22 protein-coding genes are annotated in these 26259 nt (G+C 38.7%); 13 read left to right on the top strand and 9 right to left on the bottom strand.

The annotated features are described in order from the left end of the window. The first annotated feature begins 50 nt into the window (after positions 1–50). Together mltC and C9I86_RS20040 are read left to right on the top strand one after the other, a co-directional pair. Complete coding sequence (gene mltC, locus C9I86_RS07805; protein ID WP_107276065.1) at positions 51–1175, top strand: membrane-bound lytic murein transglycosylase MltC; 1125 nt, start codon at positions 51–53, stop codon at positions 1173–1175. Positions 1176–1268: 93 nt separating this feature from the next. Continuing rightward, positions 1269–1436: a hypothetical protein gene (locus C9I86_RS20040; protein WP_158258931.1), complete on the top strand. Its 168-nt coding sequence runs from the start codon at positions 1269–1271 to the stop codon at positions 1434–1436. 78 nt (positions 1437–1514) lie between these two features. Here the strand turns inward: C9I86_RS20040 and murQ are convergent, their stop codons facing one another. Then, positions 1515–2420: an N-acetylmuramic acid 6-phosphate etherase gene (murQ, locus tag C9I86_RS07800; RefSeq protein WP_107276064.1), complete on the bottom strand. Its 906-nt coding sequence runs from the start codon at positions 2418–2420 to the stop codon at positions 1515–1517. Between the two features lie 125 nt (positions 2421–2545). Between murQ and C9I86_RS07795 the strand changes: the two genes are divergently transcribed. The 5 genes from C9I86_RS07795 (at position 2546) to C9I86_RS07775 (ending at position 12287) form a co-directional block, all read left to right on the top strand. Further along, positions 2546–3436, top strand: coding sequence for a MurR/RpiR family transcriptional regulator (locus tag C9I86_RS07795; RefSeq protein WP_107276063.1), 891 nt, complete (start codon positions 2546–2548; stop codon positions 3434–3436). 236 nt (positions 3437–3672) lie between these two features. Further along, entirely contained in the window at positions 3673–7587 is a 3915-nt protein-coding gene (locus C9I86_RS07790; protein ID WP_107276062.1) for an AsmA family protein, read from the top strand. A gap of 165 nt (positions 7588–7752) precedes the next feature. Next, positions 7753–9276 (top strand): nitric oxide reductase transcriptional regulator NorR, encoded by a 1524-nt coding sequence (gene norR / locus C9I86_RS07785; protein WP_107276061.1) that lies wholly within the window; start codon positions 7753–7755, stop codon positions 9274–9276. Positions 9277–9455: 179 nt separating this feature from the next. After that, positions 9456–11117, top strand: a complete 1662-nt coding sequence (gene hcp, locus C9I86_RS07780) for a hydroxylamine reductase (protein ID WP_107276060.1) — start codon at positions 9456–9458, stop codon at positions 11115–11117. Between the two features lie 120 nt (positions 11118–11237). Further along, positions 11238–12287 (top strand): hybrid-cluster NAD(P)-dependent oxidoreductase, encoded by a 1050-nt coding sequence (locus tag C9I86_RS07775; RefSeq protein WP_107276059.1) that lies wholly within the window; start codon positions 11238–11240, stop codon positions 12285–12287. Between the two features lie 106 nt (positions 12288–12393). Here the strand turns inward: C9I86_RS07775 and C9I86_RS07770 are convergent, their stop codons facing one another. Next, a complete protein-coding gene (locus C9I86_RS07770; RefSeq protein ID WP_080156360.1) occupies positions 12394–12765 on the bottom strand; it encodes a hypothetical protein in 372 nt (123 codons plus the stop codon). Positions 12766–13187: 422 nt separating this feature from the next. On the opposite strand from C9I86_RS07770, the gene C9I86_RS07765 reads away from it, so the two are divergent. Next, positions 13188–13400: a cold-shock protein gene (locus C9I86_RS07765; protein ID WP_005372751.1), complete on the top strand. Its 213-nt coding sequence runs from the start codon at positions 13188–13190 to the stop codon at positions 13398–13400. Positions 13401–13549: 149 nt separating this feature from the next. Here the strand turns inward: C9I86_RS07765 and C9I86_RS07760 are convergent, their stop codons facing one another. The 3 genes from C9I86_RS07760 to C9I86_RS07750 form a co-directional block, all read right to left on the bottom strand. Beyond that, the gene (locus C9I86_RS07760; RefSeq protein ID WP_080156361.1) at positions 13550–15925 is read right to left on the bottom strand and encodes a Lon protease family protein; all 2376 of its coding nucleotides are present in this window, start codon (positions 15923–15925) and stop codon (positions 13550–13552) included. A gap of 220 nt (positions 15926–16145) precedes the next feature. Then, positions 16146–17024, bottom strand: coding sequence for a 6-carboxytetrahydropterin synthase (locus C9I86_RS07755; RefSeq protein ID WP_107276058.1), 879 nt, complete (start codon positions 17022–17024; stop codon positions 16146–16148). Between the two features lie 171 nt (positions 17025–17195). Beyond that, entirely contained in the window at positions 17196–17882 is a 687-nt protein-coding gene (locus C9I86_RS07750) for a hypothetical protein (RefSeq protein WP_080156363.1), read from the bottom strand. Positions 17883–18165: 283 nt separating this feature from the next. Here C9I86_RS07750 and C9I86_RS07745 point away from each other — a divergent pair, with 283 nt between their 5' ends. Then, positions 18166–19647, top strand: a complete 1482-nt coding sequence (locus tag C9I86_RS07745) for a C69 family dipeptidase (protein ID WP_107276057.1) — start codon at positions 18166–18168, stop codon at positions 19645–19647. Between the two features lie 82 nt (positions 19648–19729). Here C9I86_RS07745 and C9I86_RS07740 read toward each other — a convergent pair whose 3' ends face one another. Further along, positions 19730–20005, bottom strand: coding sequence for a hypothetical protein (locus C9I86_RS07740; protein ID WP_080156365.1), 276 nt, complete (start codon positions 20003–20005; stop codon positions 19730–19732). 275 nt (positions 20006–20280) lie between these two features. On the opposite strand from C9I86_RS07740, the gene C9I86_RS07735 reads away from it, so the two are divergent. Continuing rightward, positions 20281–20520 carry a hypothetical protein gene (locus C9I86_RS07735; RefSeq protein WP_080156366.1) on the top strand — a complete coding sequence of 80 codons (240 nt, stop codon included), beginning with the start codon at positions 20281–20283 and terminating at the stop codon, positions 20518–20520. A 78-nt stretch (positions 20521–20598) separates the two neighbouring features. On the opposite strand, the gene C9I86_RS07730 is transcribed toward C9I86_RS07735, so the two are convergent. Beyond that, positions 20599–21000: a hypothetical protein gene (locus tag C9I86_RS07730; RefSeq protein WP_107276056.1), complete on the bottom strand. Its 402-nt coding sequence runs from the start codon at positions 20998–21000 to the stop codon at positions 20599–20601. A gap of 198 nt (positions 21001–21198) precedes the next feature. Beyond that, positions 21199–21405 carry a DUF3283 family protein gene (locus C9I86_RS07725; RefSeq protein WP_080156368.1) on the bottom strand — a complete coding sequence of 69 codons (207 nt, stop codon included), beginning with the start codon at positions 21403–21405 and terminating at the stop codon, positions 21199–21201. Positions 21406–21843: 438 nt separating this feature from the next. Between C9I86_RS07725 and deoD the strand changes: the two genes are divergently transcribed. Together deoD and C9I86_RS07715 are read left to right on the top strand one after the other, a co-directional pair. Further along, positions 21844–22554 carry a purine-nucleoside phosphorylase gene (gene deoD / locus C9I86_RS07720; RefSeq protein WP_045035434.1) on the top strand — a complete coding sequence of 237 codons (711 nt, stop codon included), beginning with the start codon at positions 21844–21846 and terminating at the stop codon, positions 22552–22554. Positions 22555–22753: 199 nt separating this feature from the next. Further along, complete coding sequence (locus C9I86_RS07715) at positions 22754–24244, top strand: lactate dehydrogenase (protein ID WP_107276055.1); 1491 nt, start codon at positions 22754–22756, stop codon at positions 24242–24244. 179 nt (positions 24245–24423) lie between these two features. Here C9I86_RS07715 and C9I86_RS07710 read toward each other — a convergent pair whose 3' ends face one another. Then, the gene (locus C9I86_RS07710; protein ID WP_080156370.1) at positions 24424–25407 is read right to left on the bottom strand and encodes an HAD family phosphatase; all 984 of its coding nucleotides are present in this window, start codon (positions 25405–25407) and stop codon (positions 24424–24426) included. Between the two features lie 473 nt (positions 25408–25880). On the opposite strand from C9I86_RS07710, the gene C9I86_RS07705 reads away from it, so the two are divergent. Further along, positions 25881–26093: a cold-shock protein gene (locus tag C9I86_RS07705; protein WP_060997435.1), complete on the top strand. Its 213-nt coding sequence runs from the start codon at positions 25881–25883 to the stop codon at positions 26091–26093. Positions 26094–26259: the final 166 nt, after the last annotated feature.

The raw sequence follows: 26259 nt of genomic DNA, 5'->3' as shown, positions 1-26259 counted from the left end.
CATTAATATTTGGAAGGAAGATCTATTATTTATAATAATTAGGGATAATAATGAAAAAAACTTGGCTTACAATCGTAGCGTGTTTATTTACAGTGTCGTGTTCAACATCACCAACACCTGATTGTATTTATAATTGTGCACCATCAACGAATATTGGAAATAATAACAACAATAATAATTTCGGTGCACTCACTGAATCACAACGCCAAGCATTACTGAACTACCTTGAAAGCCAAGTTAAAAAACAATGGGGCGACGATAATTATTTACAGGCGGGTAAACACCGTTATGTGAAATATTTTGATGGTTATCGTACCCGTGCACACATTGATTTTGATAATGGCAAAATTTATGTTTCAACGGTAACTCAACATGCACCGCAACACACCCTTAAAAAAGCGATTGAAGAAACATTATTAATGCCCGCAGATCCATCTCAAGTTGACATCTTTAGTGATAAATCCATTCCACTTAATGGTAAACCTTTTTTGCTAGGCCAAGTGAAAGATCATCAAAATCAAAATATTCAATGGCCTTGGCGTGCAGGTCAATATGCTGACTACTTAATTGCAAATAAATTGAAGACCCAACAACTCCAACGCGGTACAGCATACTATGTTGAAATTAATATGGTCGCAGATCACCTTGAGCAACGAGAATATCAATATGCCGATCTTATTCGTCAAGCCGCTAAGCGTTACGATATTGATGAAGATCTTATCTACGCTATTGTAAAAACAGAAAGTAGCTTTAATCCTTATGCTGTGAGCCATGCAGGAGCTTATGGATTAATGCAGGTCATTCCTAAAACGGCAGGTGCGGATGTATTTAATCTGGTAAAAAATAAACCTGGGATTCCAACTAAAGAATACTTATTTAATCCAGCCAATAATATAGATACTGGAACAGCGTATTTTTATATTTTAAAAAATCGTTACTTAAAAGAAGTTCAGCACCCCACTACTAAACATTACACTATGATTTCTGCTTATAACGGTGGTACCGGTGGCGTACTGGCAACCTTTGATACCGACAGAAAACAGGCGATGGTGGATCTTAACCAGTTACAACCCAATCAAGTTTACTGGGCGTTAACCAATAAACACCCCAAAGCAGAAGCTCGACGCTACTTAGAGAAAGTACTCAATTTTCAAAAAGAATTTGAAGCAATGTAATGGATAGGATATGACATTACGATAACAATAAACTCACTGTCTATGTATACTGTATAAGCATACCTTTTTGATGTAAGTATTTAGGGATAAAATATGATCATTCTATTAGTACTATTCATTATATCGGCATTAACACTGGTTATTTCACTGCGTTTATGCCGATTTAACGATAGTCCGAACGAACAATCAGTCAATACCACACCAGCGTCACCACCGCCGATATTAGAACAAAAACAACAAATATCGGAAAAATTATTATAATCAAAGTTAAACACACACACAATGCTCAAGTGTGTGTTTATATAATTTCTCAGCCCAAAGCTATTTCATGATTTTAGCTTAGTTAAGTTCCGCAATTGCAGGACGAATATAACCTTTATTGCGCTGTAAAAGTGCTTTCGCTGTCTCGCTATCAATCCCTGTTAATACCATCACAATCGCTGTTTTACAGTGGCCATCACATGCATCTAAGGCTACTTCTGCTTGCTCACGATCACATTCCGTCGCTTGCATCACAATCTGCTTTTGACGTTCAACTAATTTAGCGTTGGTCGCTTCTACATCTACCATCAAATTGCCATAAATTTTACCCATTCGAATCATTGCGCCAGTTGTAAGCATATTAAGCACTAACTTTTGGGCAGTGCCCGCTTTCATGCGTGACGATCCAGTTACAACTTCAGCGCCGACAACTGGTGTGATCACAATATCAGCAGCAGCCGTCATTGGACTTTGAGGATTACAACTTACACAAGCGACAGTCGCCCCCACAGAACGCGCATACGCCATTGCCCCTAATACATACGGCGTACGTCCACTGGCAGCAATACCAACAAGTACATCTTTGGCAGAAAAATGGATGGCTTTTAAATCATCAGCGCCCATTTCAACATTATCTTCTGCATTTTCAACTGCTTTTAAAATCGCTTGATGGCCACCTGCAATTAAACCGACCACTTGTTCTGGCGCACTGCCATATGTCGGTGGACACTCACTTGCATCAAGAATACCTAAACGGCCAGACGTACCTGCACCAATATAAATTAACCGTCCACCTTGTGAAAATGCAGTAGCGATAGCATCCACAGCTTGAGCAATCGCAGGTAATGTTTGCTCAACAGCCAATGCGACTTTTTTATCTTCATTATTGATAACTTTCAGCATCGCTAACGTCGGTAATGTATCTATTGCATCGCTGGCATTATTTCGGCTTTCAGTGACTAATTTCGTTAAATCAATTTGCATGGTAACGCTCTAAAATCAATAACATTAGTGATAGCATAACGTATTCATGTTGCGATTAAATAATAATTTCACAATCAAACGACGGCCGAGCAACAGATAAATACAAAATCATCATACTTTTATTTATGGCTATCGATTATGCTAATAGCATCACCTCAATACCAACCAAACCTATGACGATTCTTGCTAATATTGCCAATATCAAATCACAGTTATCACCTAGCGCCCAGAAAATTGCAGCTTTAATATTACAACACCCAAAATCCGTGGTAACGCTGTCATCGCAGCAACTCGCACAGCAAGCTAATGTTGGTCAATCAAGTATCGTTAAATTCACGCAAAAGCTAGGATTTAAAGGGTTTCCAGCGTTCAAAATGGCAATGATTGAAGAATTGGATCGTCAACAAGCCATTGGCAGTGATCCGCAACAGCTACCCAACCAAATTAGCCCCAATGATAGCGTTATTACTCTCGCGCAAAAATTAGCACATCAAAAAACTGATGCCATCATTGAAACGACAAATGCCATCGATGAAGCCTCATTTCACCATATCATTGCGCTATTTACCCAAGCGCAGCGTATTCAATTAATCGGGTTAGGTGATGCCGCAGGGATTGCGAAAGATTTTAGTACTAAATTACTGACACTAGGCATGGCAGTAATTACACAACAAGAGCCCTCACTTCAGATCATCATTACCCACACACTACAGCCAAGTGATATGCTGTGTGTCATTGGTGAAGAGATCCACCAACCAGAGATCATTCAGGCTACACACCAGGCAACAACGAAAGGTGTACCATTAGTGACCTTAACTTCCCACGACTCCAGCACATTGCGACAACTTGCACTATTTACACTGGATACCTTAGCGGTAAAGACATCAATGTGTAGTCATACTCAAAAATACAATTATTCAATTGCATTACAAGCAGCTCAACAGACCTTAACCGATCTATTATTTATGGCTCTCGCGCAACAATCGCTTAAAAACTCGCCAACGAATAATCTTTAATCGTTTTTAAAATCAGCACTACGACATTTTTTTGTTAAAAACGCGAAAGTTATACATTTATAACCATGAAAATACGAAAAAAGAATGGAACCACAGACATTGCGAAATGTCACACTGTATAATGGCTTTCATAAATAACGCTCCAGCGATAACAAAAATAAAAGTAAAACACCATTTTTACGAATAACCGCTGCTGGATTTATCTTTCATGACTACGGATAGAAACTGAATAAGTAATGACTCAAGATACCCCAAAATCAACTCCAGTTGTCCATAAAAAAAAGACCGTAAAAAAAGTGGCCTTATGGGCAATGATCGCATTCTTAACGCCCATCATCACAGTATCTGGCGTATTAGCTTATGGCGTTAAACTTGATCTGAGCTCACATCGAAATGAAATTAATCAATGGCTAACCAAGACCCTTGATAGAAAAACAGATATCAAAGGAAATATGGCTGTCACCCTGTCATTTAGCCCAGAGATTGAATTAAGTGATGTTACCATTGCGAATTTAACATCAATGCCATGGCAGCCAATGCTAAAATCAGGCTATATTGCAGCCAAAATTTCAGTATTGCCATTATTAAAAAACACACTGAAAATTGATTACATTAATCTTAAAGATATCTCATTAAACTTACTACGAGATCAACAAGGTAATGAGAATTGGTTGTTTAATCAGCCGACTACATCACCAAAAAACACCCAATCATCGTCACTTAAATTAATTTTAAGTAACAATATTACCGCAGACAAAATTCGTCTTAATTATGAAGACCAAGTTAAAGGAACCTATTACAGTGGTTATCTTGATCACCTTGCGCTAACCAAACCAGATAAATGGTTATTAGTCGCTAAAGGCGATGCTATGGGCAGTGAATATAATCTTTCACTGACGGGTGATTTACAAAAACTGATCAATAATCAACATGGTCAATTATTTGCCAAAGGCAGCTTTGCAGGTGCTGAAGTCGATATTGATGCCAACATAACCCCATTTAGTAGTGGTGATGATTCAACGGCTAATATCAGTTTACAGTGGAAAAATACTAACCAAATTTCAAACCTCTTAGATCTTGATTTAAAGCATGTTGCCCCTTTATCGATGACCACTGAACTCAGTGCATCCAATAAAGGTATTGCCTTTGAAAATATTCAAGTACACAGCCCTATTACCTCTGCTGAGGGATATATTAATGTTCGTTTTGCGCAAAATGCTCAACAGCTAAACATTATTAATGGCAAGTTAGATATTCCAGAGATTGATCTTCGCCCATGGCTACAACCGCAACCACAAATGATGCGTGCATCAATGTATGCCGCAGCACCACAACAATCACCACTACAAAAAGCATTGGATCAGTGGTTAGTTAAAACGCGTACTCACTTCGGCTTGACCATCGGAAAAATCAAAGGTCTTGGTACGCCTGTTAACACGATTTCACTTAACATTGATGGTGAAAAAGGCAAATTATCTGCACCAATGGCAGCCAATATTGCTAATGTTGCTTTTAAAGGCAATGCCCATATTAATGCAACGCAATGGACATCAAAAGTAGATGTTACGTTAGGCGCTAAAGATTCACCATTAGGTGAAATGGCTGGTTGGATTTCAGGCTTACCCAATGCAACGGGATACCTGAAAAATGCGCAACTGAAACTCACCACGGAAGGTACCAAATTACAACAATGGTTAGATAACAGTCAGCTTGGACTTACTATCAGTCATGCTAATGTCAATTGGGGGGCTAAAGCGTCATTTGCCATTGATAAAGCGCAATTACATTCCGGAATGTCACAGCCGTTCAGCTCAAATATTAACGGTAAAATCATGGATATTCCGGTTAAGATTACTGCCAAAGCGGGCACATTAGCCGATATTATTAATCATCGCACTTGGACACCATCACTGCACTTCTCAAGTCCAGTTTTAGATATAAAAGCACAAGGTAAGTTAGTCAATACTGACTGGCAGCAAGGCAGTTGGTTTGACATTAACGTTCACAGTAATGACGTTGGAAAACTAAGTCCATGGCTCAATACTCGTGAAACCATGCATGGTAAACTTAATTTCAAAGGTAAGCTAACCAATAACGGTCAATGGCTGGATCTTGATATTCCTGATATCACGCTACTTAACAGTCAGGGTAAATTAAATTTACAGTGGCAATCTTTACACGATCAGCCATTTTTAAAATTAAATAGCCAATTCAATACACTTGATTTTACTCAATTAAGTCAGTTTATTAATAAGACCAGCTTACCTAAAGTAGAACAAACGGTCCCTACCCAAGGCGTTAATCTTGATGTGCCTATTCTGAGTAACAAAATTATCATTGCAGATGCCGATGTGAATTTACGTGTTAATAAAATGCTGTGGGCACAACAGCAAGTTGATGATATGGCATTTAAAGGTCAAATCCGTAACGGTAAACTCAGTACATCACCGTTTAGTGCGCGTTATGCAGGCAGTGTTTATAACGGTGATATTGCCTTTGATATTAATAATCAAACCATTAACTCACAGCTACATTTAGCGGTAAACAAACCTAATATTGGCCGTATTTTACATCAATTTAATATCGTCAATAATCTCGGTATGAGCTTAGATAGTGCCAAACTTGCCGTTTCATTATCAGGTCGAACATTGTTAGAGTTAATGGAACAAGCAAAGATAGATGCTCAACTCAATGGTGGTAAATTAAGCCTATCAGACAGCTACACTGGTAAAGCATTTGATATCGCATTGAACCAAGGCCACTTTATTACAGGGCCGAATACGGCGACTCATCTTACCCTTGATGGACAAGCGGCCAATAAACCCGTAGCAATCACGCTTAATTCAGTATCATTGAAGCAAGCCAATGATGGCCGTAAGTCAATTCCAGTTAAACTAAATGCCAATATTGGTGACATTAAGTTTGATGCTCAATCACAGGTTGTATTACCGATTGATCCTAAAAAACTGAATCTAATCTTTGAGGCAACGACCCCAAACTTAAACCGCTTTGATGATTTCACTGGCATAAAATTACCCCCTTATGGACCCGTAAAAGTCGCCGCATCATTATCAATGGATAATATCGGTTACCATCTGCATGACATGTTAATCAAGGTTGGTAGCAGCACTCTTAAAGGCCGTGGTGAGTTTTTACCACCGCTTAAAGGTGATGGTCGTCATCGTCCTGATATTAAATTGGCACTTAATGCACCGTTTATACAGATCAACGATTTCAAGCTAAAAAATTGGCAAGCATGGTTACCTGCTAACCAAAAAAACCATAAGCTTACCGTTAAAGATCAGCCCGTAAATGTCATTAGTCCGCAGGGATTAAATTTATTCAATGCAGATTTTAAACTAAACGTAGGCAATGTACGTTCAGGTAAAGATTGGTTAGGTGCTGGTAGATTGGATTGGACCTTACATAATGGTCTATTAACGCTGAAACCATTACATATTCAATTACCCGGTGGTGATATCAATATTGATGGTTCTGTTGCGCCTAAAGGTGATAAATTTGCTATCAAACTCAATGGACTGGTGAAGAATTTTGATTACGGCATTATCGCCCGCCGTATCGATCCTAAAACTGATATGCACGGTAAGATCAGTGCTAAATTTGATTTAAGCAGTGTTGCTAATACACCAGAAAGCTTAATGAATAATGCCAATGGTTTTATTGGGTTTGCGGCATGGCCTAAAGCTTATCAAGCTAATCTTATCGATCTGTGGGCGGTGAGTTTAGCTGATGCCGTATTACCCACCTTTACCACCAAAGATAACTCGGTACTTAACTGCGTTGCTGGCGGATTTAATATCCATAATGGCAATATGAAACAACGTGATTTATTACTTGATACCTCACGCATTCAAGTACATGGCGCATTTAATGCCAGTTATAAGAAACATGACTTTAACTTGTATCTATCACCACGATCTAAAAGAGCACAAATATTTAGCCTTCAAACCCCTGTAGAAGTGCATGGCACGTTTGAGAAGTTTAATCTTGAAATACCGCTCTCTGCCATTTTTGAAACATCGATACGGTTTACAACCAGCCCTGTCGTGGCGCCATTACAATGGCTGTTTGAAAAACCGATTGCCGCTAATGGCAGTGCGGAATGCCAGCGAATTTGGCAAACACAATAGGCGCATTATCTCCCTGTAATGTTAAAAGATGGATTTTATAATCCATCTTTTTTTTATTTTGTTGTTTTAAAATAAAGAATCACCACCTTGGTTATGATGTAATAAAGACATCAACTTTATTGTTATCACATCATCAACATCAACATCAACATCAACAAGGTTATTATGAATTCAAAACTCGATAATGTACTGCTTAATATCGCGCTCAACCTCAGTGCAAACCTTGCTAATAAACAGCATTATCAGCATCTTATTGATGGAATTGATCAAGTTTTCCCTTGTGATGCCAGTGCATTATTTATACTCGATAAGCAAGGTTTATTAACTCCTGTTGCCGTTAAAGGATTATCCCCAGCAGTATTAGGACGTCGATTTTATCCTCAAGCACACCCACGTTTAGAAGCCATTATGGCCAGTAAACAACCGGTCCGTTTTGATGCCGATTCACCATTGCCCGATCCTTTTGACGGTATTTTACTTAATGAACAACAAACCATTGATATTCATGATTGTTTAGGTTGTAGCTTATACGTTGAAGGACAATTGGTTGGCGTCTTAACATTAGATTCATTAACCGTTGGCGCATTTGATGATATTGAAACCGTTGCCATTGAAACCTTTGCGGCTTTAGCGGCGGCAACGTTACGTAATATCGCCCAATTTAATGCACTGAAAGATCAAAATAAAAAGCAAAAATCACTCACAAATACATTGATCCAACAAGCACGCTCACAACAAGGTGAAATGGTTGGCATTAGCCCTGTAATGCAACGGTTACGTACCAATATTGCCACCGTTGCAAAGTCTGATTATGCGGTGTTGATCAGTGGTGAAACAGGCACAGGCAAAGAGTTGGTAGCTCATGAAATTCACGCTCAATCTGCACGTGCAGATACGCCAATGATTTATGTTAACTGCGCCGCACTACCCGAAGGGCTCGCTGAAAGTGAGCTGTTTGGTCATGTAAAAGGGGCATTCACCGGCGCAAATAGCCATCGCGCAGGTAAATTTGAATTAGCCGATGGCGGAACTCTATTTTTAGATGAAATTGGCGAGTTACCGCTACTTTTACAAGCAAAATTATTGCGCGTGATCCAGCAAGGTGAATTGCAACGGGTTGGCAGTGACCAACATTTACACGTTAATGTACGGATTATCGCCGCAACTAACCGACAATTAGAGACAGAAGTCGAGCTTGGTCACTTTCGTGCTGATTTATATCACCGCCTTAATGTCTTTCCTATCTTTGTGCCTTCCCTACGTGAACGTCATGATGATATTCCCGTACTCGCTGGTTATTTACTAGAAAAAGTGCGCCACCAATTTAATATTCCTAATCTACATATTCATCCCAAAGTATTAAGCATGCTTGAAGCGAAGTCATGGCCGGGTAATATTCGTGAATTAGAACATACACTTACCCGAGCAGCATTACGTGCCATACAAGATGAACAAAAGACCGTAACTAATCAATATTTTGATTTACCACCAACCAATGATGTTAAAAACACATCACAATTTTTCCCTGAACAATCACAACCAATGCGACAATTAGTTGAAAATTATCAAAGGCAGTTAATTGAACACACGCTTGAAAAAACAAACAAAAATTGGTCAAAATCGGCAGAATTTTTACAAATGGATCGCGGTAATCTCTACCGAATGGGAAAAAAATTAGGTATTAAATAACAATATCATCAAACTAATGATGTCATATATACAACGATTATGATGTATTTATAACATCATAAATAAATGAAAATATAAAAAAAACACTTAAAAACAATAACATAAAAGGTGGCGCGGTTAATGCTATATGGCGAGGAGATAATATTTATAATTAGATAATCAAACGCTGGAGCTTTTTCATGTTTTGTATTCAATGTGAACAGACAATAGAAACACCGATTAAAAAAGGCTGTTCTTACGCCGCAGGTATGTGTGGTAAAACGGCTGAAATTTCAGATCTACAAGATGTGTTAGTTTATACCTTGCAAGGGGTATCATACTGGGCGGATCTTGCACAAAAGTTTGATATTGTTGATGATGAAATTAACCATTGGGCACCACGTGCATTCTTCTCGACCTTAACCAATGTTAACTTTGATCGTGATCGCATTCTAGCGCTAACAAACCTTGCTGCAAGTTATAAGGCACGTTTAACACAAGCCGTAACAGCAGCAATGACACTAGCACAACAGCCATTACCGATCCTACCCGCAGTGGCTGAATTTGAATTACCCGATAATATTGATGCTATCTTAACGTTAGCACCACAAGTTGCCGTTAACCGCGGCTATGAAACCATCAATGAAGATGTGATTGGCTTACGTTTATTGTGTTTATATGGACTAAAAGGCGCAGCGGCTTACATGGAGCATGCCCGTGTATTAGATCAAACTGATAATGCTATTTATGCACAATACCACCACATCATGGGCTGGTTAGGCACAGATCCGACTGATCTAAATGCATTACTTGAGTGTTCAATGGAAATTGGTCTGATGAACTACAAAGTAATGGAAATGCTTGATTTAGGCGAAACCAATACTTTTGGTCACCCAGAACCTAGCCAAGTTAACGTTAAGCCAATTCAAGGTAAATGTATTTTAGTCTCAGGTCATGACTTGCACGATCTTGAAAAGATCCTGCAACAAACTGAAGGCAAAAATATTAACGTTTACACCAATGGTGAAATGTTACCTGCTCACAGCTACCCTGAACTGAAGAAATACCCTCACCTAGTGGGTAACTACGGTAGTGCTTGGCAGAACCAACAGATTGAATTTGCCAATTTCCCTGGCGCCATTGTGATGACATCAAACTGCCTAATTAACCCTAATGTAGGTCAATATGCAGATCGTATCTTTACACGTAGTATCGTGGCATGGCCTGGTGTGGCGCATATTGAAGGTGATGATTTCACTCAAGTTATTGATTGTGCTTTAGCATTAGACGGCTTTAAACACACTGAAATCGAACATATGATCACGGTTGGCTTTGGTCGTAATGCGCTAATGGCAGCCGCGCCTGCTGTTATTGATCAAGTTAAACAAGGCAATATTAGCCACTTCTTCCTTGTTGGTGGTTGTGATGGTGATAAAGCAGAACGTAGTTACTTTACTGATTTTGCAGCACAAGTTCCTCAAGATTCACTGATCTTAACTTTAGCTTGTGGTAAATATCGCTTTAATAAAAATAACTTTGGCGACATTAACGGTATTCCACGTTTACTCGATGTAGGCCAATGTAATGATGCTTATTCAGCTATTCAGTTAGCCCTCGCATTAGCGAAAGAGTTCGATTGTGGTATTAACGAATTACCACTGACATTAGTGTTATCTTGGTTTGAGCAAAAAGCGATTGTGATTCTACTGACCTTGTTTGCACTAGGCGTTAAAGGTATTTATACCGGCCCAACAGCACCTGCATTTTTAACCGATAACCTGCTTGCAATTATTGCTGAAAAATTCGATATGCGTCCGATTTCAACCCCAGAGGCAGATCTTAAAACTATCTTAGACGCGTAATCTTACACGTATAGTATTGACGTATAACATTATTGCCCCTGTTATTTATATAACCTGTTGTTTATATAGATAATAGGGGCTTTATTTATTCATTCATTTCGATTTTTTATAGGCATGATAATGTTAGAAAAATGGCAAAATCACCAACCAGAAACATTTGTTTGTATTAATAAATGGCAACAAACACCAGACACTGTAACCATCGAATTACAGCCACAGGTTGGTGCTGAATCCATTGATTTTAAACCGGGGCAATTTGTAAGTTTAGGCATTCGTATTGGTGAAGAATTACTTTTTCGAGCCTATTCCATTAGTTCAACACCGCAGCAATCAACCTTAGAACTCACGATTAAACGAGTAGACGGCGGCAAAGTATCAACTTACCTTGTTAACACTCTGACCATTGGCGACAAAGTACAATTATTAAAGCCAACAGGAGAATTTAACTGTGTTGATCACCCGCCAGAAAACCAAAGTGTATTATTGATCAGTGCAGGTTGCGGCATTACCCCTGTCTATTCCATGGCAAAATATTGGCTTGAACATAACGCGAATATTGATATTTGCTTTATTCATGTTGCCAAAAGCGCCCCACAGACACTCTTTTTAGATCAACTGATTCAATTAGATCATGATCATCATCACTTCAATTTACAGTTACTCTTAAAAGATAAAGCGAACACAGAGTTTCACCAAGGTCGATTAAATAAAACATGGCTAGAACAGCTCACGCCTGACTTACATCAACGAACGGTTTATTTATGCGGCCCTGAAGGGTTTATGGAAGATGTAAGTCAATATTTACAACAACTTGAATTTAATATGGCGCAATTTTTTCAAGAAAGCTTTACACCTATTGCCGCACCAGTCGCTGAAGTAACCACACTAACTACAGAAACAGCTACAACCGAATTAACTTTAACGGTTCCTGCTTTTGGCAAAACAGTAACGGTTAATCATGGTGATAACTTAGCAACCGCTCTTGAAAATGCAGGACTGCCAATTCTTGTTGCTTGTCGCAGTGGCGTTTGTGGCTCATGTCGTTGTAAAGTGACACCAAACAGCGTCAACTCCAGTAGTGATATGACATTAACAGCTGCAGATATTGAACAAGGTTATGTTCTTGCTTGTTCATCAACCTTACTTGATAGCACTGACGTGAGTTTTTAGTAATAGCGAGTACCGCTAAATAAAAACCCGCATATTCGCTCTCTATTTAATCGTAAAGATAGAGAGTAAATGCAGGTTTTTTATTATCTATTATTTGCAAATAAGGTTAAATTTCTTTCATCGCTGAAACGACTGATGGATCATTAATCAAGTTAAATAATAGGCTTTTAGCCGCTGTTCTCTGCGCATCAGACAACACTTTCTTTGGATTTTCTCGCGATTGAATCAGAATATTTGTAATGAATTTGCTGTTTGTGCCAGACAACTCATAAACAAAACGTAGCGTATCAAGCAATTCAGCCTGCGGTAAACTATAAACAGCCATTTCACAGCTAAGACCATCCATCGCAAGGAAGTTATTCACTACCGCCTTACGCTCAGCCTTAAATATTTCTTTTGCTTTAAACCCATCAATAAGTGCTTGCACTCTTTCAGCGATAGCAACAGGTACTTCCATTGTTTTAGTTTCATAAGTCATTATTGCTTCCCCTGTTTGTGTTCAGTTCTTTTATTAATATACTATTTGTATATCCCATAAGCACGAACGATTATGAATACTCCAAATCATAGTGTCATATTAGGCTTTGTTCTAAAAACTAACACACAAAATCAATCAATAATTGATACAAACAGCCATTGTTTTAATATTTTGTGATTAAGTTTTTTTAAAAAAAGACAAAAAGATGTGTACATCAGCAACACAGCTGCTATTATCCGTCTCGCTCTGTTGTTTAAGAGTTATTAAATGCAACACCAAGTAACAGTTAAACTAAAAGCTACAGTGACGTTTTCGTTTTGTATCTCTGTGTTTCCCTTGTATTGGCAGTAACATTAATAATTTAACCACGTAGCACATCGCATTTTAGCGGTTAATTAATCTCAACTAATAAGGGACATCTCATGTCTAACAAAACAACTGGTCTAGTAAAATGGTTTAACGAAGAGAAAGGTTTTGGTTTCATTACTCAAGACAATGGCGGCGCTGACGTATTCGTTCACTTCCGTGCTATCGCTTCTGAAGGTTTCAAAACTCTTGCTGAAGGCCAAAAAGTGTCTTTTGAAGTAGAGCAAGGCCAAAAAGGTCTTCAAGCTGCAAACGTTGTAGCTCTATAATTTATCTTTTTTGATAAATGAAAAAAATGCTGGCTAAGGCCGGCATTTTTTATGCCTGTTATTTGGCATTTATAAAAAGAAAAAGCCAACAATTCTCTCGTCGGCTTCAATATGTATTATTTACAGCACATCATCGTTCACATCACGAACTATCGGCGCAGGGAATTAAGTTTACTTTGGACTAAACCAAAGACAGTATTTGATGGATAAAAACCGTGTTCAGCTTCAACACCTACAGCATTACCTGTAAATATTTCAATCGCTTGTGAAACATGATTAATCGCCCAAATAGTAAACTCACCTTTTTCAACTGCGTCAACAATATCTTTACGTAACATTAAATTATGTACATTTGACTCAGGAATAATCACCCCTTGTCCTGGCGTTCTCCCTTTAATGCCACACACATCAAAAAAGCCTTCAATTTTCTGATTCACACCACCGATTGGCTGAGCTTCACCAAACTGATTCATTGAACCTGTGATCGCGATATCTTGCCGTAATGGTAATCCAGAAAAAGCAGAGACTATCGCACACACTTCCGCCATGGATGCACTATCACCATCAACACCACCATAGGATTGCTCAAAGGTCAGATGGGTGGTTAATGGTATCTTAGCTGTTTTACCAAACACGGACGCTAAGTACGCCGATAAAATCATCACCCCTTTTGAGTGGATATTACCGCCTAATTCAGCACTGCGTTCAATATCAAACACTTCACCACTACCATAAGCCGTTGTCGCGGTAATACGACTCGGTGCGCCAAACTGATAATCAGAGGTCGCAATCACCGATAGCGCATTTACTTGCCCCACCGCATGTGAGTGAACATCTAACAAAGTAGTTCCGGTTACGAAACTTTGCATCACATGATCTTTTAAACGACTAACACGCAATTCTTGATTGAGCATCGCTTGTTCAACATGACTGCTGCGAATCATAGTGGCATTAGATGCTCGCGCAACGTAATTTGTTTCACGTAATAAATTCGCAATATCAGCCGAGTGTAACGATAGCTTATTTTGATCATCTGCTTGGCGCGAACTGTATTCAATGATGCGCGCAATGGCTTTACGATCACAATGCAGCATATCGTTATCATGCACAATGCTAGCAATGAAACGTGCATAATGCTCTTCTGAAGTATCATTACGCGGCATATCATCTTCAAAATCAGCGGTTACACGAAATAGTTCTTTAAACTCAGGATCATAATGTTGTAATAGTTGATAAGTTTGATAATCACCAAACAGAATAATTTTCACATTCAGTGGAATCGCTTCTGGTTCTAGTGAAATAGTGCCAGACAGTGTCACCTCACGTTCAAGTGAGCTTAAATTTAGCTTTTGTGCGCGTAAAGCACGTTTAAGCCCATCCCAAACATACGGCCGCTCTAGCACTTTCACCGCATCCATCATCAACACGCCACCATTGGCACGATGAAGACTACCTGCTCGAATTAATGAAAAATCGGTGAAGACAGTACCTTTATAAGTGGCGTTTTCAACATAGCCAAAGATAGAATGATAACTGGGGCTCTCTTCAACCTCGATTGGAAATTTACGGGTATCAGATTGATGTACCAACACATTAACTTGGTAACGGCGTGGCATTTTTTTATCTAATGAGGCATAAGCGAGTGCCACTTGCTCTTCATTTTCTTCTAAGAAAATATCAATGTTATCTAAGATATCTGCATACATATCAGCTAAATATGCTTTTACATCGACAACTTTTTTATATTTGAGCTGCAAATCTTTAATGCAATGACCCACAACTTCTTGAGCAATATTTTCATCCAGCTTTTGCTGTTTATCTGAATATTGTTCTTCCCATTCAGTCAGTTTTCGCACAATGCCACGTAGCTCAACTTCTAAATCATTAATGGTATTTTCAAACGTTTGCTGGTCATCAGCCGATAATGCCGCAAAGCTATCTTCGCTATGGGGCTCTTTACCGTTCATCGCCACTAATTGATAATCACCTTGGGTTGTGATTGAAACACTAATACCGCGTTCTTCTGCACTTTTCGTTAATGATTTTAAGGTGGTCTCTTGTTTTGAAGCTAATTCTGATTTTAATTTTTCAGCACGCGAATAATAAAGTTCATTATCAAACGCTAAAGGAAACGCTTTGACTAACCGCTTCATTAAGCTTTCAATGTCTTTTTTAAAGCTACACCCTTCCCCTGCGGGTAGTTTTAGCACTTTCGGGCAACGTGTATCGCCAAAATTAGACACATAACACCAATCATACAGTGCATGGCTATTACCATTTGGCTCATGTCGATTTAGATAACGCATCACCATGGTACGCTTACCTAAACCATTACGACCAATGGCATAAATATTGTAGCCTTTCTCTTTTATCGACATCGCGAATTCAACAGCATGTTGAGCGCGTTCTTGTCCTACTATTTCATCTAATGGTGTAAGGTGCTTGGTTGACTTACACGCATCACTCAATCCGTTTAGGGCTGCAACTCGATACAGCTTGTCACTGGTTAGAGGCGCTAAAGGCATAATCGATCCCTCTCATTTATGACACTTATTCTAAGTTTACGCACAAATAACTGACTATTAGGTGATAGAGACTATATTTAGTGCGAAAGATCTCACTATTACACTGATTTTGCTTTAATTTTAACCAAAAAAAAGCCCAATCCAATATTTGTATTACTACAAATACCACATTGAGCTTATTTTTTATGCTTTATATCAACTACATGGTCAAAAGAGACCTCTAGCCTATGCTTGCCATCGCACCTTTACCTACACCTTCGTAAGCAAAAACATCCAAACGATCAGTTGCCGTTAATTGTGGCTTAATTTGCTCTGCAATGTAGCTAGCAAGTAACTCAACGGTGGTGTCTGTGGCTAAAATTTCCGTCACTGATTTAGCAATCGCTAATTCAAATTCCCCTTGCGGCGCGGTATAACGAAAACCGTAATGGGTATCGTCATTAATATTAACAGCACTGCTTAGCGTTAATTCGCTAACACTGATCACATCTTCTTGTGACCCTAAATAGATATCATGCCAGCGTTGCGCCCATTGCTGTTCTAATTCAGCATTGCGTTGACCATTAACCACTAACTCGACAGGTGAGCGGTGACCGTGAGCAATGCGTTGACAATTACCATCATGTTTTTTTAAGCCGTGGCTGTAATGATAAAACGCGCCGTCAATCTTTTCGTGACGTAAGGTTATTTCTAATCCTTGCACATTACTGGGTAAATGACCCAACAATAATTGCTGTACATACTCAGTCACACTTTCAATAGTGATTGCATCTGTATCAATAAAGCAAAAAGCTTGCTCAGGACTATGCAGATGAATAGCGTGCTGATCACTGACCAAATCAACCGTCATATAATCCGCTTTCGTTACTGCGGTCTGAATAGCGGCAGAGGCTGAAGGGATCAATAATCGGTGATCAACATACTGATCAACAAGTTGCTTAATTTGTTTTTTTACGCGACTGAAATCAAGCACCATGCTCATTTCATTCAACTCACCCGACATCACCACATCAAGGATCCAGCTTTCACCCACCATTCCCCGTTGTGGACATAAGTAAGATGCGTCAATTACAGTGAGGTCTCTAACGAATAGCTTCAAGGTGAAGTCCTTTATTGATAATGGTTGTCGTTTACTAGGGGAATGCATTATACGCGGCTCAACGAGTGAGTAAACCTTCAGTTTTCTTACCCTTTAATAAAATGTCCCAGTACAGTGATAACACCCTTATATTGTCGTGATAGCCACACTGGAACATCAACAAGCCATGCTTTAGAAGCGATAATTTAATGAAGCATAACCTGTTAGCACACTTTTTATTTGTGACGCGGCTTTATTAGATGACCATGGTTTAATATCTTCACCTTGAGTCGCGGTATTACGCATCCCCATTTCGGCTGAAATATGATTTGAAATTCGCCAAGCCACACCCGCTTGAACACCAAGCACCTGCCCAGATTGACTATGCGAGCCATAATTTTGGCCTTTAAGATCTGCGGTCATGTACCCTAAATGCGCACCGATAAATGGATTAATCGCCTTGCCTGCACGGAAAAAATAATCGGCATTTAAAAGGTGTAATGTCACATCAGTTTCAATTGCCTTAGCACCCTCAAAATCAGATTGAGTACTCATTTTTTGCCAACTGTAATAAATACGGCCAGAGCCACCCGCGGTATAAAAACCAAGATCGACACCAATAAATCCAGCGGCATCAGGTGCTGAAAAACGATTGATCAGCGTAGTGTTATTACCATTAACACTACCCGCAGTCATGCTGATATCACTGCTACCGCCAGTTAAACCAACAAAGTAATGAGTGCTATCATCAAATTTAACTAACGGGATCGTCGAATTATTATCAGTAACAGGTTGTAATACAAAAGGTTCAGCAGCTTGAGCTGAGGTTGATAATAATAGCGAGGTGAACGCACTAATAATAAGTGTTTTATTGTTCATGACTTAGCTTTGTCCTCTTATTGTTATAGTAATGACATTATATCAATGATATTTAATGTAAATTTTCATTTTTATCATACCTGAATAATTGATCAATCCCGAGTAATAACATCACAACTAATAACCATAAATACTCTTACATTTATATTGCTAACACTAGAATAGGTTATAAAACTGAAAAATAATTATACCAATTAGAGATATTTAAAAGTGATATTCATCACAAAATAAAGACAACTTTCCCCGTATAACAGATCAATTACCCACTTAACTAATGAATAAAATGAAAAAAATACCGTTTTTAGCATCAGCGATAACCACAGCATTGACCGCTGTTATCGCGTTTCCAGCAAGTGCTTGTACAACTATTCTTGTCGGTAACCAAGCCACAACTGATGGTTCTTACATTATTGCTCGTAATGAAGATTACCAAGCCACTAACGCTAAGCACTTTGTTTTCCATCCAGCAGAAAAAATGCAACAAGCTGACTTTCATGGTAATGCCAACAACTTTAGCTACCCAGCAGCTAAAAATGCATTGCAATACACCTCAATGTCAGACTTTGACACCAATAATAAGAGTATGGGCGAAGTTGGTTTTAACTCAGCAGGTGTCGGTCTTTCAGCAACAGAGACCATTTATAATGGCGTTAAAGCACTAAAGGCTGACCCATATATTACTCAAACAGGGATTGGTGAAGATGCCATTGAAAATGTGATTTTACCCCGTATTCACTCTGCAAAAGAAGGCGTAGAGTTACTTGGTAAAATCATTGAAACTCAAGGTGCAGCAGAAGGCTTTGGTGTGGCATTTGTTGATAATACGGGTATTTGGTATTTAGAAACGGGCAGTGGTCACCAATGGATGGCTGAAAAAATTCCAGCTGATAAGTATTTTGTATCCGCTAACCAAGGCCGTTTAAGTACCTATTTACCAAATAACCCTAATTACATGGCATCGCCAACATTAGTCAGCTTTGCCGAGCAACATGGTTTATACAAATCAGAAGCAGGCAAACCTTTCAACTTCCATGCTGCTTACTCACAAGACACACCTAACGATGTAACATATAACTATCCACGAGTGTGGACTTTGCAGCATATGTACACTCAAGGATTAACCACCAAGATCGACCAAGGTACTACTTTCCCTGTATTTCTAAAACCAACCAAGAAACTCAGTGTTGCCGATGTTGAACAAGGCTTGCGTAATCATTACCAAGGAACATCTCACGACCCATACGCAACCCAAAACCCTAAAGAAGCTTACCGTCCAATTTCGGTATTCCGTACTCAAGAGTCACACGTATTACAAGTACGTCCAAATTTACCGACTGCTATTGGTGATGTGGCATACATCTCGTATGGCATGACAGCACTTGGCGTTTACTTACCTTATTACCAAGGCATGACAGAAGTGCCTCATGCATTAACTATTGGTACAAATAAAGCCGATAGTGCTTCTGCTAACTGGGCTTTCCGTAAACTACAAACACTTGCGATGACGAACTGGAAAGTATTCTCTCCAATCGTACAAACCGCTTATCATAAGTTTGAAGTACAAACAGCATCAAAACAGCGTGAACTTGAGAAGAATTACCTTAAAATTTACAAGCGCCAGCCTAAAAAAGCACAAGCGTTAATCAATGATTTTGAGAAAACAACGGTTGCTGATGCATTAGCCTTAACCGAACAATTAACTAATACATTATTTACTCAAATGACCTACACCACCGATATGACATACCATTTCGAAGGTGCGTAATCATTAATGATAGCGTTAATTAACCAACATTAAGCGTCGCTTTATAACAAGAAGATCACTCAGAGATCTTCTTGTTTTTTATCTATCGTTCTGCTTCGTTGGTCACGAGGGGGGTTAATATTCGTTTCATACCATAATAAACGGCAATCATTGGTAATAGTAAAATAACAATCGCGATCCCATAGCTGATACCAGCTGGCACCCCCATTCCCCAACCTAATGTAAATGCTATTCCACCAATAGCATCCTTTATTGTATCTATAAATGAGTATTGGCTAATAAGCAAAGGTAGCCATGGTAAAATCAAGATACCAACGCCAATACTCACTATTTTTATTTTAATACCTTGTTTTAACATATGCACCTCACATTTGAACGGTGTTTTATTGTTAATTAAAAAACACCATTAAGCAACAATATTTCAAGTCACATTATTATTTCGAAATAATTAACTGACTTAGTGCTTAATTATTACAATTGAGTAAAAGTAATTTAAGTATTCATCCAATTATCATTGATTCAATATTGATTATAATCAGTGCCACATAACAGCAATACCGTTGCTGTTATTCAATCGACTTTCCTGTGTATTTCTACTTGCTTATCAGCAAATATTTCCCATTGGAGGGCACAATGAATCAACAACGCGCAGAGAATCTTTATTATTATCTTAGAGAACAAAATACACCACAAAAAGAAATGAATGTGGTGATCAAACAACTTATTGAAAATTATAACATTAACTTATATCCACTCGATCGTCGTTACCGTGCACGTATCGGTTATTCCCCTAATCGTTATGACATTAATAGCTATGGTACCGCAGGATCACGCACTATGAATCAAACTCGTGGCATGCAAAAAACACAATAAAAAATCATAAAAAAACCCCAATAATTGATTATTCAACTATTAGGGTTATTGCTTAATAATCAGTATGTTGCCACTTCATTATTTCAGACGATCAACAATAAGTGGCACTAAAGATGTATAAGCATACCAAGTTGCCGTAGCAATGATTACGGTCCATACAATGCGAGAAACCCATTGTGTTCGTTGCATATGGCGCGAAGGATCAGGTTCACCACAATGAGGACAGAAATGTGCACGACGAGATACCGTACCATCACAAGCTGGGCAATCAGTCAAACGCTTAGAACGAGACTTTGTCATAATTTCAGTCGCTATGTTGTCATCACCAGCATCTGAGCGCGATGCGGGTTGGCTAAAATCAGGGGTATTCGCCGGTGGCGCTTTATGCCCAGAACGTTTTTCTGCATGTAAAGAAAATGATAATTCCGGTTTATTGGTATCATCATCAAGAGCAGAAAATTCAGTTGTCTTCACTATCATTCACCATTTGATTAATTTCCGTACGCATAATACGCAATATTAAGCCAATAATCTCCATTTAAGCTGATATTAGTACGCTAATAGTACTACACTACAAAAATTAATCAGATATCATCTGATGAGCAAAAATCGCGATTATGCTAAAGCGTCGATAAATAATCATTTCTACCCTAACGTTTAACAAAGCTATGCAATGAATTAATTCACCCCCATCAGGGTTTTATATTTCGTAATGGCTTGCTGGCAAAAATCGCGTTCGTCATCGTCTTCAATATTATTGGTTAATTCAGCAAAAGCCTCATACCCTACTTTGCCATTTTTTACTTTCCATACCGCATAAGACGCTTGCTTATCTAACTCGATACGCATTCTTTCGCTATCTGACAATTGGGTTAAATTATACATATTATTCTCAGCCTACTTTTTTGTTAATTCTACCCAAGATTCGAATCAAGAAGAACCCTTTTCAAACTTGATTATTGTTATGCCTATTTTGCGCTTTAAAAGCAATCTATTGACACTTTTACTTGTGTAATCCATTACATTTTAAAAAATGTCTATTTTTTAGCGGTAAAGAATAAAAACCACCAATTAAAAATAAACCCATTATTTATTATAAGGTTAAATATTATTACGCACATTTTTACACTTAATCAAACACAAAAAAGAAAACGATACCCTTAACACTTTCAACAGATTTGGTAATCAACGGAGCTAAAATAATAAAACAGCCTTAATTTTGTGACTTAGATCTCAAGATCTGAATATTTTATTCCATAAACTACTACCATAAATTGAAGCACAAACTCTGCTTCTGATAACTCATAAACCTAGGAGCTCTTCATGGCTACTCCACATATCAATGCCGAAGTTGGCGATTTTGCAGAAACAATTTTAATGCCTGGTGATCCACTACGCGCACAGTTTATTGCAGAAACTTACCTAGAAGATGTAAAGCGTGTATGTGATGTACGCGGCATGTACGGTTTCACTGGTACTTATAAAGGTAAGCCAGTATCAGTAATGGGTCATGGTATGGGCATTCCATCATGTTCTATTTATGTACACGAGCTAATCAAAGATTTTGGTGTTAAAAACATCATCCGTATTGGTAGCTGTGGCGCTGTTCATGATGATGTTAAGTTAATGGATGTTATCATTGCAATGGGTGCTTCAACTGACTCTAAAGTTAACCGCATTCGTTTCGCTAACCACGATTTCGCGGCTATTGCTGACTATCATTTATTAGAAACAGCAGTAAACCAAGCACGCGCACAAAATGTTGCAGTTCGTGTTGGTAACGTATTCTCTGCTGATTTATTCTACAGCCCAGAAGTTGGTCTATTTGATAAGATGGAACAACTAGGTATCCTTGGTGTCGACATGGAAGCGGCTGGCATCTACGGTGTTGCAGCAGAGCTTGGTGCTAAAGCACTGACTATTCTAACAGTGTCTGATCACATCAAACGTGGTGAGAAACTAAGTGCAGAAGCACGTCAGCATTCATTCAATGAAATGATGAACGTAGCGCTAGAAACGGCAATCAATCTATAATCTGTTACTGTGGTCATAGACCATTTATAATAGAAATTCGATATAAAGTGGAAAACGTATCTTTGAATATATTTTCCACTTTTTTATACCCGCTAATATTTAAAATATTCAATAATTTGATAATGCTAACAATATCTCTATATCATTATTTCACTTAGGTATAATTACGTTTTCTTAAACCGCAACTAGGCAATGCTCTATGACTTCATCCTCACTATCCACGACGCTGGATCAGTTGCCACCTGCTTGCGATAATATTCAGCTAAATTATTGTAAAACTGTCGCCTGTGCTAATTTTAGTCGTACTGATCCTAATTTATATGTACTACAAAACAGCAATCTCCAACGCCCCGTGCTTATCTGCCGTGAATGTGGTGCTTTTCCGCCTGTCATCAGTAATTATGATGTGGTCGCTGAAAAACAACGCTTAAAACTAGAACAAAATAGTGGTTTAGCCGCTTGTTCAAATAAGCACTGTCCTCATCATGGCTTACCTGTTCTCACCTACCGTCAGCATTATCATGCTTTTGGCTTTAGTGGCGAACGTCAACGTTATCGCTGTCGAGCCTGTCACCACACCTTTGTCGATCCTTGGTCGAGCAGTAATAACAAACACCAGTTACAACAAAAATTATTGGCATATTTATTTACGGGTTATACCGTACGGGAAATTTGTCGACGTTTGGCGATGAACCCAAAAACGTTTTATGATCAACTGAATAATATTGCGGCACGTTGTCGTCATCAATTAACCATTTTTGATGCCCGTTTAGGTAAACAATCACAAGCTCGCCAACTAGCAACAGATCTGACCCCATTGCAGCCTCAAAGTAATAATGGCGTATTATGGATAGCAACCGCTGAAGTTAATTCAGGCTATGTGATAAGCCAACACGTCAATTACCAAACACAATCCGTAGCCACCTCGGTCACTTATCATGATGCTTATTGCAATGGAACCCGTTTTATTGCCCCTCATAACGACCATTATCCATCAAGTGCAGCACCGTTATCACAAGGTCTACTGGCCCATATTGATACCACTTATCGCCATATTTTAGCCCGTAAAAATATGGAGAACCCACTTAGTGCCCAAGTCAGCATTAATTACCCAGCGAAAGGCTGTCTAGTTCGTCCTCAATATACTGTATATAGTCACTTTTTATACTTGCATGAATTGCTCAATCACAATACGTCGACCTTAGCCGTGTTTATGCCGCAAGAAACGTTATTACGTTCAGCGTGTTTATCTATTTTTATTGACCGCATAAATAACCATACTATTGACCCACTTTATGTAGTTGAAGATCAGCAATGGCAACACGGACAACAGGTTGAAAAAATTGATATCGTATTAATGGGATGGTGGCGAGATCGGTGGGCATTTAGTCGTAATAAAAGCGGAAATAAAGGCATCTGTCATCTTGGTGGTAATAAAAAAGATCAACAACGCTGGTTAACGATTGCCACTCATCGTGCAGCAACGGCTTATCAACAACGTTTTTATGATCAATTTAACCATATGATTAATGAGCCACGACGTAAACTGCGTCCCGCCAGCTTATTACCATTATTGGACATTTATCGTGCTTGGCATAATCTTTGCCATCAAAATAAAGCCGGAATAACCCCAGCTCAAACGCTGGATTTAATGTCTTCACCAATGACACTTGAACAGCTATTGCGGTAACAGTGTTGCTGTATATTTAGAAGGAACATCAGTGTCATCAGGTAATGATACATTTTCTAATTGAACACTATGGATGCAGATCGTCTACACAAAACTTCATTTAGCCACCATTCTTACAAAAAAAAGCTCGAACTAAAAAATTCGAGCCTTTGTTGTTTTAACTGAGTGGCAATTAGACGTTAGTACACTTCACACCAATCTGATTTCATGTCGATCAATGTCCAGTCACCTCTAGAATTCGCTTCATCTAATGCTTTATCGAGTTTACCAACATGGGATTTACGATCGTACTTCCACTCACGCTCAGCATCAGTATGGTGAACAATCATTGCCATTGAATTTGGTTGGCTCGTTGCCCATTGCATCATCGCTTGGTCACCATCTGAATTACCCACCGCTAAAATAGGCTTCTTACCTATAATATGCTGAATATTAGTGACCTTTCCGGCTTTATCATCAATGGTCAAAATAGATGCATCTTTAGTAACCGTCGGTTTACCATCGTTGTAGCTATAGTTATATTTAAGCGCGCTACCAATGATCTGCTCTGAAGGGATGTTGTAAGCTTGTGGCGCCCATGCCCTCATAAAATCAACGCCGCCACCCGACACAATGTAAGTCTTAAAGTCATGTTGCTGCAGATAAGTCAGCATCTCTTTCATTGGCTGATAAGTAAGAGCAGTATACGCTTTGTTAAAGCGTTTATCTTTTGCGGCCTTCAGCCATTGTTTAACTTCTTGTTGGTATTGCTCAACCGTCATACCAGAATGGGTCGCCATAATGATTTTCAATAACCCTTCTTCACCACTGCCAAGAACACTCTCAATATCTCCTTCAAGTACAAACTTAAATGGTGCTTGCGTTTTCCACTCTGGGTGCTCAGACGCCATCTCTTTTATACGATCTAATGCAAAGGCAAATTGAAAGTAATAAGGCTTTTCCGACCACAGCGTGCCATCGTTATCAAACACAGCGATACGATCCTCAACCGCGACGAAAGTCTTGGATTTGGCTTTAGTGGCTTGCTCCACAAAGTCTACAATAGCGGATTTACTCTCACTATCTTTCCAAGAAGGGAGCAATGTAGCATCACAATCTTTAGCAAAAACTGAGAAAGAAAAGCTTGATAAAATCGCGACTGACAAGAGAGTTATTTTATTCATAGCACCACCACGCTGTTGAATGAATTGCTGAGGTTAATTACATTGATTCTAGTTCGTTGAAGCTGATTTTCCATTTATAAACACTATAACCAATGTTTATATTGCTATTAAAACAGCCGTATTTAGCAGTATTGATCTAACATGCACTACAAGCTCGCAATGTACATAAAACAGAAAAATAAAGACTATTATTGTCCATCAGTATTTCTGGCACCAAAAACACAGCAAGAACTTTTTTACTCCTATTGATAAAAATAACTGTACAAAAAACGTACAGCTGTTATTATCAGCCTCGTTTTGTTGTTCAGGACGTTATTAAATGCAACACCAAGTCACAGTTAAACCTTCAGCTACAGCAACGTTATCGTTTTGTACTTCAGTGTTTCCCTTGTTTTGGCAGTAACATTAATAATTTAACCACTTAATACATCGCATTTTAGCGGTTAATTAATCATCTATATAAGGGGCATCACATGTCTAATACATCTACTGGTTTAGTAAAATGGTTTAACGAAGAGAAAGGTTTTGGTTTTATTACTCAAGACAACGGCGGTGCTGACGTATTCGTTCACTTCCGTGCTATCGCTTCTGAAGGTTTCAAAACTCTTGCTGAAGGCCAAAAAGTGTCTTTTGAAGTAGAACAAGGCCAAAAAGGTCTTCAAGCTGCAAACGTTGTAGCCCTATAATTTATCTTTTTTGATAAATGAAAAAATGCTGGCTAAGGTCGTAATGCTGATCAGTTAAGCCCAAAATGATCAGTTGAACGATCCTGTAGATGTGTAAAAATCCAAGTGTATTTAATGCACTTGGATTTTTTTATGTTTTTAAGACAAGCACTTGAACAGATACATG

Source organism: Photobacterium sp. NCIMB 13483 (assembly GCF_003025475.1).
In the GTDB taxonomy this organism is placed as follows: Bacteria; Pseudomonadota; Gammaproteobacteria; order Enterobacterales; family Vibrionaceae; genus Photobacterium; species Photobacterium piscicola.
Note: the sequence above shows the minus strand (reverse complement) of the source record. Positions and strands in the feature narration are given on the sequence as shown.